Here is a 12,464-nt window from a genome sequence, read left to right as displayed (position 1 = left end):
CCCATCTGTAAACCAACAGGAATGCTCAGAGTTAATAAAGGTTTTGTTATCGGATTGATGCCGCTAAATTCGACTCCATCAGCAAATTTAATACTATTGGCAGTTGTACCAAAAAACGAACCACCAATATTCAATTGAGCGTTAGGGCCAAAAATTATTCCTGCCGGATTGAGCAGAAATAAATTTGCACTTCCATTGGCTTTAATCAAGCCGTCAATGTTAGAGATATTTCCACCAGTGACCCGGCTGAAAATATTTTGAATGTCGATCGCGTTGTCGAAAATTGCCGCTCCACCTGTAGGTACGGAAAACTGACTGAAGCTATGAAACAAGTTATTGCCGACTCGATCGCCATTAGTAATCGTAAATTGATTATCAGTTTGAGAAACCGTAGTCGAGAGCGTACCATCAGGAACCAGCGATGGGTTGACAACAGGTATGCTTTGCGCTAAATTAGAAGAATTGCAAAAAATAACTAAGTGCCAACCAATAATTTCTGCTAATAAAAGTTTGTGCATAAAATCAATTACTCCCTTTAATTTGTTGAAATAATTGCTATTTTTCCATCCGTTAAAAGGAACAAGTTAAATCATCAACCGGACTAGGCTGAGTCTGATTGATGACCAATATTAATTTTCCATCTGGGGTAAACGCCAATCCAGTTGCTTCTTGAATTGAGCGATCGGGTTGCTTGGAATTGTTTATTTCTAGCGCTTGGTTTCCTCTCGCTTGTAACTGTCCCACAGTTCTCACTTGGGCTGCCTCGTATGGCATCGCTAGATTATCTGGTGTTTCCGATAAACCACCATTACCAGTCACCACAAAGCGTCCTTGTTGAGCATTGCGTTGAGTCAAACAACTGCTGGCAATTACTGGTGTTTGATTGACCAAAGTATTGGCAGGCAGAAATACTAAGGTTTCTGGCTGCAAATTAAGATTGGAAATGCTCACATTGCCGCTAATTCCCAATTGGGAAGAAGCGGTGATATTGCTGTCGGCAGAAAGAAAAATGCCTTCGGTGGTAATTTGAATGTTGCCACCTCTTCCTTGAAAAGCATTAGCAGTGATATCGCTGTTTTCTAAGCCAACAACGATCGGAGATGCGATCGTCATATTACCCCCATTGCCACTACCACCAGCAGTAGTGCTAACGCTACTACCATTTCGTGCAATCAGGGTATTAGTTCGCAGATTCATACTGCCACCTTCGCCCGAATTAGTAGCTGCTGTAATACTGCCAGCGCGATCGAGCAAAATAGAATTAGCATTAATCAAAAGATTGCCAGCATTGCCAACTCCTTCATGGCTGACGCTGACAATTCCACCGTTGCTAATCTGCAATTGTGGAGTATTGACGATTAAATCTCCCGTGTTACCCGTAGGAAATGGTGGCAACCCAAATGTCTGTTGAAAAGTCGGAGTCAGAACTGTCGCCCCAGCACTAATTTTACTGGGTTGACCTGAGATAGCACCCACACCGCTTACTTCGATGCTAGAGGTAGCGTCGATCGTTAAATTACCTGCATTTCCCGGACTTTGAGTAGCAGCACTTACATTTGCACCATCTATTACTATTAGTCTAGAAGTATTAATTGTTAATTGACCTGTATTTCCCCGAAATGATGTCATTCCGATTCCAGTAGGAGTAAAATTAAGCGGATTTTCTCCTCTTAATTCGATCGAATCAAAAGCATTTACTTGAATATTTCCTCCTGTTCCAAATCCGAAAGCAACACTCGGAATAGCACCTCCATTTTGGATAGTTAATTGCTTAGTTTCAATCCAAACATTGCCTCCCCGTCCAACGTTATAAAAGTTGAAAGAATCAATACCGCTTGGCAAGCTTGTATTAATTGCTGAAAAACCATCGATTTTAATGAAATTTGTCGTATTAACATAAATATTTCCCCCTACCTCTCCACTAAAATTTGTCGAAACAATTGCGCCGCCATCCTGCAAAAATAGTTCGCGAGCAGACACCAAAATATCGCCGATAGCACCATTGCCCAAATTGTCGAGTGTCACTCTGGTGTTGGAAAATCCATCAGTACCGACTTTTCGCAATTCCAAAGATTCGCTGGCATTAATGGTAATATTCCCAGAGCGGCTATTACCCAGATTGGTTAATGCTACGATCGACCCCTCATTGAGGCTGATATTTCTGCCTTGAAGGTGAATGGAACCACCAGGGGCACCACTCGCATCAACGAGTGCTTGTTGGGAAAATTCGATCTCGCCAAATTGTTGAATATCGCTATAGTCAAAACTCCAAGTTTTTTCACTCAATTTGAAATTGACAGTCCTGCTACTGGCACTACCGAGTTCGATCTGTCCTGACTGGGCAGTCAATAAACCCCCATCTAAGTTTATATTTCCTCCTACGAGGATCAAACTATTGCCATAACTGACTCTTAATCCGACAGGATTATTTTTGAAATCAAGCCGTATCAATATATTATCATTTAACCGATGCCCGGTATTTTGAACGGTAATTGTACCTGGGGTTTCTCCCATCTGCAAACCGACAGGGATACTAACGGTTAACAACGGTGTGGCGGTAGGATTGGTAGCGCTAAATTCCACTCCATCAGCAAATCGAATAGTGTCAGCAGTCGTCCCCAAAAATGAACCACCAATATTCAACTGCGCGTTCGGCCCAAATAGTATGCCCGCTGGATTTAGTAAAAACAAATTCGCACTACCATTAGCGCGAATTAAACCATCGATCTGGGAAATGTTTCCTCCTGTGATTCGACTAAAAATGTTTTGGATGTTAGCGGCATTGTTGAAGAATGCCGACCCATTGGTAGGAATAGAAAACTCTCTGAAACTGTGAAATAAGTTGTTGCCTTCAACCGCACCGTTGTCGATGGTAAAATTCAATCCATCAGCAGAGATGACGCTGGTGGAAATGCTGCCATCAGCAGCAATTTGGGCTGCTACAGGTGCAGTGAAAATTACACCGATCGCTCCCAACCAACAAGTTATACGGTAGATATTCATCCGTTGCTCCTTCTTAAATTTGAAGTATTAATTGATACTATAATTCATTGGGATGACAGGGTAAGGGGCGGGGTTGTGCGATATTGCTACGCAACGCCGCCGCAGAATTTACCTTTGCAGTCAGTACCACTTGTCGGTTGGAATTGAGGCTCAACTCAGTGGCTTCAACAACGGGGTCGCCCAATTTCCAAGTGAAAGTGGCAATTGCGGCAGCATCTTGCGACTCCCGATCGGTGATTGCCGCTTGCCCAGTCTCGATCGGTTGTACTTGCACTACTTCGTAGGGCAGCATTGGAGTTGATGGCGTTTCCAGCAATCCTCCGTTGCCCGCGACGACAAAGGTTGCCTTGCTATTGCGTTGGCGTGCCAAACAGCTATTAGCGACGACTCGATCGGTATTGACAAAATTAATGGGGGGAGGTTGTAGAACACCGTGTTGGTTGACGTTGAGAATAGAGATATCAATTGTGCCGCTGAGTCCCAATTGGGAACTAGCACTGATGTCGCTACTTTCGGTGAGTTGGGGACGATTTACCAGTCCGAAGATGCCAGAGGTGGTGATTTGAATATTGCCGCCATTACCTCGAACTGCGTTGGCGATGATGTCGCTATTTTCTAACCCAACCAGAATGGGTGAGTTAATTGACAAATTGCCACCATTTCCATTGGCTTGTGCTGTGGCTGAAAGCAGACTATGCTGACGCAGCAGCAGATTTTCTGGCACGTTTAAGCGAATATTACCCCCATTCCCGGAGGCGGTGGTCGCGGTGATGCTGCCTTCGTCGTTCAAGAAAATCGAGTTGGCGTCAATTTGTACGTTTCCTGCCAGTCCTGGCCCATCATTTCTGACTGTGACAGTTCCCCCATTTGTGATGCGTAATAAAGGAGTATGGATGGTCAGGGGCCCTGCATTACCAGTGGGAATAGGAGGTATTCCAAAGGCAGCCTGAGTAGCCGGATCGGTAATCTCAGCATTGGAAAAAATGCGAGCGGGTAATCCAATCGCACGACCCTGAGTTACGCGACCTGCAATATCGATCGACTCCGAAGCGTTCACTTCTACGCTACCGACTGAACCGCTGGCTAAGCTCGTAGACCCCAAAGATGCGCCCTCTTGAATTACCAATCGAGAAGCGTTGATGACGACGCGATTGGCATTACCAGCTCCCGAAGTCTGGGTAGACAGCGAACTTTCTGAAAATGCCCTTGGGTTGTAACCTGCAACTTCAACTAGATCGGCAGCATTCACTTGGATTGTTCCACTGTCTCCAGAACTGAGAGCTACAGAAATAATTGCCCCAGAATCGAGGATATGAAGATTATCCGTCGATATCGTGATGTTCCCTCCTTTGCCGCTCGCTACAGAAAATGTGACCAGCCCACTATAAATGACTGGCTTGGTGGGGTTAAAGCCACGGATATCGATCGTCCCGCCTAGATTTGCGATAATGTTTGCACCAGCTGATTGACTCCGGCTTCTCGTAATAATTCTGGCTCCATCCTGGAGGGAGAGTCGATCGGCAGAGATGACCACATCTCCTACCTGACCTGTACCGAAATTGTTACTTTGGATCGAACTTGACAATTGACCGTCGGCTGTATTCCCCGTCAAACTGAGGGAGCCTCTGGCATCGATCGTAATTCCACCGGAGGTTTGCGTTCCCAGGTTTTGGAGCAAAGCAAAAGATCCCTCACTCAAGCTAATGTTTTGTCCTTGGAGTTGGATGGAGCCATTACTGCTGCTAGCATTCAGCAGCGATTGTCGTGCCAGATGAATATCGTTAAATTGCGATACGGCAGAGTAATCCCCCACCCAACCCGTAGGAGTAGCATTTAGTCCCACTATCCCTACGCTGACACTGCCTATTTCTAAGTGTCCGCTGCTCTTAGTGGAAATAACTCCGCCGGAGAAGTTTACACCACCGCCAATCAACACCAGAGTTCGATCGATTCCGGCTTGCAATCCCGGCGGGCTATTGCTGGCATTAGCCTGACCAAAGCCAGTGCTATCTGTTAACTTGTTTCCTAGTCCCTGCACGGTAATTGCGCCTGGGTTTTGTCCCATTTGCAACCCAGTGGGTACGCTCACGGTCAGTAGTGGTGATGTGGCTGGATTCGTGGTGCTAAATTCTACTCCATCAGCAAACCGAATACTATTAGCAGTTGTACCGATAAACGAACCATTGAGGTCGAGTTTGGCATTGGCTCCCAAGATAATGCCATTGGGGTTGAGTAAGAATAAATTGGCATTACCCAATACTCCCAAGATGCCGTTAATATTAGACTGATTAGAACCTGTAATTCTACTGAATATATTGGTAATGCCATCTGGGTTGGTGAAATATGCCGATCGTCCGTTTTGGATATTGAATTCGCTGAAACTGTGGAATAAATTAGCACCGCGAACTGTGCCGCCGTCGATGATTTCGCTCGGTATGCCATTAATTTCCAGATTGGGCGTAACTGTAGTAGTTCCTACGGTGCGATCGGGGACGATTTGACCGAAACTTGGCATTTCTAGAAACATCAAATTTGGCAACAGTAACAACCAAATTATTCGGTATTGAATCAATTTCATAACAGCGTTTTCCCCTGAAAACAAACGTCTAACTTCCGGTGAATTATTGCCAATTACCCACTAAAATAAATGGCGACCAAATTGCTGGATGACCGTTAGGATCTTTGATTAGTTTGATTTGTGCTTGTCTCAATGCCTCTGCTTTGGTGATTCCCGGTTGTTGAAGAAGTTTATAAAAGTTTTCAATTAAGGGTAAGGTATCGGCATCGTTGACAAACCAAAGACTGGCAAAAGTGGTTTGGACGCCTGCTCGTAATGCAACACCAGCAATACCCAGAGTAGAGCGATCGTTCCCCGCTGCTGTTTGGCAAGCACTCAGGGTAAGGAGTTCGATCGGGTGTTTACTTTGGCGCAGCACTTCTTCAAATTCATTTAAAGATATTCGCCGATCGAACATTTGCAAGAAGGTACTATTAGGATCGGCACCAAATTTGCCGTGAGTGGCTAAGTGAACTATGGGATAGTTGCCTTTATTAATTTGCTTTTCTAAATTGGCTAAAGTAAAATCTTTATCTAAAAATCGCACTCCTCCCACAATTTCTTGAATACCTTGAGTTTCTTTGGGAACATTCGGTAAGGGAGCAAAAGGAGGAATTTCTGCACTTAAACCAAAGATTAAAGCATTAGACTTAACCAGATTTGATTTTTTATTAGCTGTTAAATGTAAGCCTAGTGTGGTGGCAATAGCGTACTTTTCAACTAAATATTGCTTGCCATCGTACAATGCTGCCATTGGTACATTCCTCAAAACGCCATCGTTAATAAATAGAAGAGTTTTGGGGTTGGCTTTTTCTAAGTCTGCTAGCATTGGCACGATCAGCCAATTATAAACTTTCTGGCTCTCTACTAAGTATTCATCTGTGGAAATATCTTCTAAAGTGAAGCGAAGGCGATCGATTTGGTTTTCTATTTCTTGACGGGATAGAGCTACCTCATACCGATGGACAGAACCATCTGGTAAGCGCAAGATTGAATAGGTGCGATCTTTTAAAATAATCGAGTTGATAACGGCAGTGTTAGTGCTGGCTATTTCCGCAAGCGGATCGCTTTTATCCCGCGCTACTTCTGTACATTCATCCCCGAAAAAGTTTTGCAATTCAGCTAATTGCAATAATTCTACCACTTGCAACGCATCTTCGATTTTGGCTTTGGCATCCTTACCAGCAGATTTTTCACTTTCATTGAGTAATAAACCGATCAGTTCTCGATAAACTGGTTCTACCGAATCTCTCAAGTCAAATTGCAAGTCTTTGCTGGCTGCCGCTAAATCGCTACGAATACTTTGGAGGGTGACGATCGCATCTTTGTAAGATCCAATGGCTAATTCGTTTTGTCCTGTAGCCTTGTAAATTCGTCCCGTTTGTGATTGCCAGCGATAAAGACTATCGGCAGCATTTGCTTGTTGGGCGGCTAAAGCAGCTTGCTGGGTAAGCTGCATAGCTACCGTCCAGTTTTGAACTTGTTCGTAAACTTTTCCTAATGCTCCGACGGCAAATGATTCGGCGCGTTTATCTCCGATATTTCTGGTAATGACGATCGCTTTTTGTAAGGTTTGCGCTTTTAGTTGTTGGTTATTGCGGTTGGCATTGCCTACAATTTCGGCGGCGCTGATTAAAGCATAGGCTTTCTGACGAGAGTCGGATACTCTCTCTAAAAGAGAGATGGCTTGCATGGAATAATTTCCGATCGCATCAGTTTTTGGTGATGGTAATTGCTGTAAGAACTGAGCTAAATTTAATAATGCTTTGGCGTGCATGATTCCGCCTAATGGTTTACTTGCTTCTACGGCAAGTTCGTAAGTTGTGCGAGCAGATATGGCATCTTGTTGGGCTAAATTCGTCAACCGCGCTTCTTCTCGATCGTCTCCTTCCCTTTGTGCGGCATTCATTTGTAATAAATACTGTTGGTAACGACGGTTAAAAACGCTGCCTAAATTGTTTAAATTCGTCGCGATCGCTTGAGTATTTTTCAACGTATTGGCTAAATTTAAACTGGTTTGGTAAGCGACGATCGCTTTTTCCAATTCTCCCGCCGCAGAATAGGTATTTCCTAATGCTCCTTGGGCGGCTATTTCGGTGGTTTGGTCTTGATTTTTACGCGCCATATCGATCGCAGACTGCAAAATTGGCATGGCTTGGCGAAATTGTCCCAAAGCGTTGTAAGCTTGTGCTTGTTCGGTCAATACTTGCGCTAAAAAACGGCGAGATTCTCCATCTGAGGAAGATTGATAAATTTTGGCAGCTTTTTCCCAATTGGCGATCGCTTCTCCTAAATTTCCAATTTGGCGATAAGCAGTTCCTACATTAGTGTAAAGTAGGGCTTTTTGTTTGCGATCGAATGTTTGGTTTAGTGCTGACTGCCAAATTGCGATCGCTTCTTGGTATTGTCCGGCATTATAGCGAATACTGCCTTCGTCTTCTCCGCTATTTTGTGAATTTTTCTCAATCGCTCGCTCGCTGTTATGTGTTAATTTTGTGTCTATAGCAATAGCCATTGATTGAGTAATTAAAATATGCAGCCATAAATACATAAAAACACCGACGCCAAATAATAAAATCCTTCTTCGTAAGGCTGAAAAAGGCAAATTAATGCTGATGATTTTAACTATACTTATTATATTTTGGCAGATGTTTGCTAAATGCCCTAGAACCTGTTTTGATTGCACGATATTACTCCTTAATATGAATCAAATGGGTATTTCAATCACAAACTCTGCTCCTTTTCCAGGAGCAGAAATACAAGTCAATTTGCCTTTGTGGGTTTCCTCAACAATTTGGCGACTGATTGATAAACCCAAACCAGTGCCTTTACCTACTCCTTTAGTTGTAAATAGTTGCTCGAAAATTTTCTGTTGTACGCTTTCCGGTATGCCAGGACCATTATCCTTAATACGAATCGCTACCATAGAATTATCTTCAGATATTTCTGTGCGAATTATAATTATATTGGGATTAGCTTTAATTTCATCTAAAGAGCGTTGTTGGTTGAAATCATCAAACGCATCAATGGCGTTACTCAATAAGTTCATTATTACCTGATTTAATTGGCCTAAATAACAACTTACCGCAGGTAGCTTGCCATACTCTTTAATAACTTGAATGTCTGGACGGTGACTATTCGCTTTGAGGCGGTGTTTTAAAATCATCAAAGTACTATCAATCCCATCATGGATGTTACACGCTACCTTATTAGCTGTATCGCTACGGGAGAAAGTGCGTAACGATACACTAATTTCCTTAATTCGGTTCATGCCAACCTGAGTTGATGTAATTATATTGGGCAGGTCTTCTAAGGTATATTCAAGGTCTATTTCAGTAGCATTTTCTGCGATTTCTGTGCCGGGATTGGGAAATTTTTCTTGATATAGTTTTAAATGCTCGATCAAATCTTGGATATACTCTTGCATATGGGTGAGGTTGCCAGAAACAAAACCGATCGGGTTATTTATTTCGTGAGCAACTCCCGATACTAATTGACCGAGGGCTGACATTTTTTCACTATTGACTAATTGTAATTGCGAGCGCTGTAATTTCTCTAAAGCGTGTTCTAGATCTTTGACGCTTCGATCTAGCATGGTATTCAGTTCGTGCAACTTGCTGACATAAATGTAACTTCCAATTGCTATGGCCGAGCTTAGTAAAGCTAGCAATGGCGATACAACAGGAATCCACCAACCTGCTAAAAAGCTGAAGTAACCGATCGGTAATATAGAAGTGCCTACCAAAAGTATGAGTGCTGTAACTTTGCCGATAAAAAAGTTACCTGGATTGTGTCGCCATTTCCATGCAAACACAGGAATTATCCCAGCCCAAACTAAAATCCATAAGTTTTCTAACAGTTCAGGCCAAACTTGAATTAAAGGCCGATCGTCCAAAACAGAACTCAAAATTTGGCTCGCGATATTTGCTTGAATTTCTACTCCCGAAGTCCGCACCGGACTGCTACTAAAACCTCCGCTGTAAGGCGTGTAAAAAACATCATTCAGGCTATTGGCTTTGGCACCAATTAAAACGATGCGATCGCGAATTAAATTCGATGAAACTCGGTTCTGCAATATATCCATTACCGAAACAGTTACAAATGTGCGGGCAGGCCCCCGAAAATTTAGTAAAATCTGGTAACTTCCCGCATCTGCACGCACGTAGCCACCATCATTTTTCTCAAAAGGAGTAAAAACTGTTTTCCCCAATTGCAGAAAGCCATTTTTGTCTGCTTTAGGGGTAATTCTTCGCTCCTTTAAGTAAAGCATTGCTACCGCTAATCCCAAAGTGGGTAATCCTTCATTACCTTCAGGCATAGGAAAAAGTACGGCACGACGAACTACTCCATCCGAGTCTACAATAATATCGTTAGCACTGACTTGCCCTAATTCGGCAAGCACGGGAGAAGGTGCGATCGCAGAAATATATTTGTCTCCGATCGCTTTTTGAATGCCGATTAAATTAGGAGTACTTTTAAATACTTTTACCAATTCTTTGTAACCGGGTTTTACGGGCAAATTGCGATACAAATCCAGTCCGATTGCTTTTGGTCTTTTTTGCTTAATCCGTTCTATAAGTTCTGCCAAAGTGGCATCCGAAAAAGGCCATTGTCCTAGCTTAGCTAGATCTGATTCTTCCACACTGACGAGCAAAATGCGATTGTCGGTCGGTTCTTGAGGACGCAGGCGAAAGCGAAGATCTAAAGCTGCTAATTCTGAAGGCTGAAACCATCCGAACATTCTGATGGCGATTGTTATTCCTGCTACTCCAGATGTCACTAACGCCACACCTCGCCATTCCCAAGCTACCTTTTTTATTTGGCTGGCTAATATATGGCAATTTTTGAAGGACAACCGCCCCAAAAATTGCTTAAATAATTTAGCTGAAGAATGCTTTATCATTGACAAAAGTCAGAAGTCAGGATTCAGGCGTTAGGAGTCAAAATTCAGGACTCAGGAGCCTAGATTCAGGCGTTATAATTCAACCTGAACTATCTATGCTTAATTTTGAATTTTTGCTCCTGAATTCAGCTTTAATTTCCCGCCAAAATTTGTGGTTGGGAAATGGGAACCTGAGATAAGCCTACTGCATCCAACAAAAAGCGGAGATATTGATAATTTTGTCGATTTTGAGGTTCTACTAAATAAGCTTTAGTAACAGAAGCAATCGAGTCATACCAAATTCCCGATTGTGCGTAAGCGGCGGCAGTTTGGCGAAGCTTTTGTGCATAAGAGTCGCTTTCCGAAGCGCTTTGGCTATTGATTCCAGTTCGGTAGTCAACCCTTGAGATCCAACTTCGCACGTAAATATTCTCTGAGGGACGCTTAGCATTGCACACTAAAGATACTGTCCACCGATATACTTTGCCTGTGGACAATTCTGGCACATTTGGCGGCAGTTCTAGTTGAATAATGCCACTTTTATCGTTGCGAAACTGTTTAACTAGCAATGGTTTGGCTACTCCAGGTTCTACAAGGGTAAACTGCATCGGCATTGATGGCGCTGATGAGACGTACCAGGAGAAAGTGGGACGACCGGAAACGGTCAATCCGATATGATCGTTGGGAATTAGTAATGTGAGCGATCCGAAAGAACCTGAAGGACAGCCTCGCGATCCAGCTCCTTCAGTGCGTTCAATTCTATCTCGACCGACTGGGGGAACATAACCTCCCAATGGATCGGCTGATGCTTTGTTATTCCAGACGCTCAACTGTTTCCATTGTGCAAGCGAATGTTTGCTCGCAATATCGATCGCATCTGTAGATAGCAAAAATGTAAAAAAGGCTGCTCCGGTGAGCATTGCCGTAATTTTGGTATTATTCATTGGTTGAGATTACAAATTGTTAACTATAAACAGCATAAACAGTTTCAAGGCTAAGTTCGACAAGACGATCGTTCGGTCAAAGTCAAAAGTCGAAATTTAGTCTTGAAAACTGCTGAGTAAAAGAATCGGCTTGAAGTGGCAAACTCAAGCGTTTCCCAACAATACATTTTAATTGAAGGGATATCCGTTTTGGTGTAAATTAGCGATCGAAATTTAATAAATTCTCAGTTACTTGCTGCCACTTGCGTTAAACCAACCTGTTCCAGCAACTTATTCAAAGCATCTAAAGCTTGATTTTCGCCTGGATTAGCAGTATAAACCCTGTAAAGGGTGGCTATGGCATCTTGCCAAATACCAGAGCGAGCATATATCAAAGCGCGATCGCGATCGGAAGTAGCAGCAGCAAGCTTTTGATTTAATTCAGGTGAGGCGGAAACTCTTTCTATCCAAGCACGGGCATAAATATTTTCCGAAGGACGCTTTTGGCTGCAAACTAAAGCAACTGTCCATCGATACTGCTTACTTACCGCCAGTTCTGAAACGTTTGCCGGCAGCTCCACCTTAACTATGCCAGCTTTATCAACTTTGAGCTGTTGTTGGAAAATCGGTTGAGTCATTCCTGGCTCTACCAAACTAAACTCCATTGGTACATTGGTCGGATTTGATATATACCAAAAGAATGTGGGGCGACCTGAGACTGTCTGTGCAATATGGTCGCTCGGCGTTAATAATTTTAAAGATACTGGTATAGAATTTGTGCATCCTCGCGATCCACTACCTTCTGTTCTTTGGAGTCGCTCTCTACCGCTGGGAGGAACGTACTGTTTGACCTCGGCTGCATTAGCTATCAATTCATTGCCACTTGCCTGGGGTAAAGAAGAGTTAAATGTGGTAGGAGCGCTTAGTAGCGCTAATGCGCCCAATAAAGTACGTGAGCTGACTCGGACGATCCTAGCAAGGGGATTTAGTTTCAACATAAGCGGATTTAGTTTCACCATAAAAAGATTACCCTTTCACTTATAAAAGAAAGCCTGTTTGGTCACTTGGTTAGGTTAAAGCTAACCAGATCGGAAGAGCA

Annotated in this window: 7 protein-coding genes; all 7 read right to left on the bottom strand. The window is 43.2% G+C overall.

Annotated elements, in window-relative coordinates:
• Nucleotides 1-518, bottom strand: a 518-nt coding sequence (locus H6S82_RS04880; protein ID WP_191056049.1) for a filamentous hemagglutinin N-terminal domain-containing protein, incomplete at its 3' end; no start/stop codon positions are given.
• 52 nt (nt 519-570) lie between these two features.
• Nucleotides 571-3,003 (bottom strand): filamentous hemagglutinin N-terminal domain-containing protein, encoded by a 2,433-nt coding sequence (locus H6S82_RS04875; RefSeq protein ID WP_190466056.1) that lies wholly within the window; start codon nt 3,001-3,003, stop codon nt 571-573.
• A gap of 37 nt (nt 3,004-3,040) precedes the next feature.
• The gene (locus H6S82_RS04870; RefSeq protein WP_190466057.1) at nt 3,041-5,581 is read right to left on the bottom strand and encodes a filamentous hemagglutinin N-terminal domain-containing protein; all 2,541 of its coding nucleotides are present in this window, start codon (nt 5,579-5,581) and stop codon (nt 3,041-3,043) included.
• A 43-nt stretch (nt 5,582-5,624) separates the two neighbouring features.
• Nucleotides 5,625-8,246 (bottom strand): CHAT domain-containing protein, encoded by a 2,622-nt coding sequence (locus H6S82_RS04865; RefSeq protein WP_190466061.1) that lies wholly within the window; start codon nt 8,244-8,246, stop codon nt 5,625-5,627.
• 21 nt (nt 8,247-8,267) lie between these two features.
• Entirely contained in the window at nt 8,268-10,463 is a 2,196-nt protein-coding gene (locus tag H6S82_RS04860; protein ID WP_206756636.1) for a CHASE2 domain-containing protein, read from the bottom strand.
• Nucleotides 10,464-10,594: 131 nt separating this feature from the next.
• Nucleotides 10,595-11,386 (bottom strand): DUF928 domain-containing protein, encoded by a 792-nt coding sequence (locus H6S82_RS04855; RefSeq protein WP_190466069.1) that lies wholly within the window; start codon nt 11,384-11,386, stop codon nt 10,595-10,597.
• A gap of 224 nt (nt 11,387-11,610) precedes the next feature.
• Nucleotides 11,611-12,384, bottom strand: coding sequence for a DUF928 domain-containing protein (locus H6S82_RS04850; protein ID WP_191056048.1), 774 nt, complete (start codon nt 12,382-12,384; stop codon nt 11,611-11,613).
• Nucleotides 12,385-12,464: the final 80 nt, after the last annotated feature.

This window comes from Planktothrix sp. FACHB-1355, assembly GCF_014748295.1.
GTDB classification, from domain to species: Bacteria; Cyanobacteriota; Cyanobacteriia; order Cyanobacteriales; family Aerosakkonemataceae; genus Aerosakkonema; species Aerosakkonema funiforme_A.
The sequence above is the reverse complement of the archived record's forward strand: the minus strand, read 5'-3'. Positions and strand labels throughout refer to the sequence as shown.

What these genes read in the sequence shown, in the direction of transcription:
- H6S82_RS04875 (WP_190466056.1), bottom strand. Translation starts at nt 3,003, where the DNA reads ATGAATATCTACCGTATAACTTGTTGGTTGGGAGCGATCGGTGTAATT.
- H6S82_RS04870 (WP_190466057.1), bottom strand. Translation starts at nt 5,581, where the DNA reads ATGAAATTGATTCAATACCGAATAATTTGGTTGTTACTGTTGCCAAAT.
- H6S82_RS04860 (WP_206756636.1), bottom strand. Translation starts at nt 10,463, where the DNA reads ATGATAAAGCATTCTTCAGCTAAATTATTTAAGCAATTTTTGGGGCGG.
- H6S82_RS04855 (WP_190466069.1), bottom strand. Translation starts at nt 11,386, where the DNA reads ATGAATAATACCAAAATTACGGCAATGCTCACCGGAGCAGCCTTTTTT.
- H6S82_RS04850 (WP_191056048.1), bottom strand. Translation starts at nt 12,384, where the DNA reads ATGGTGAAACTAAATCCGCTTATGTTGAAACTAAATCCCCTTGCTAGG.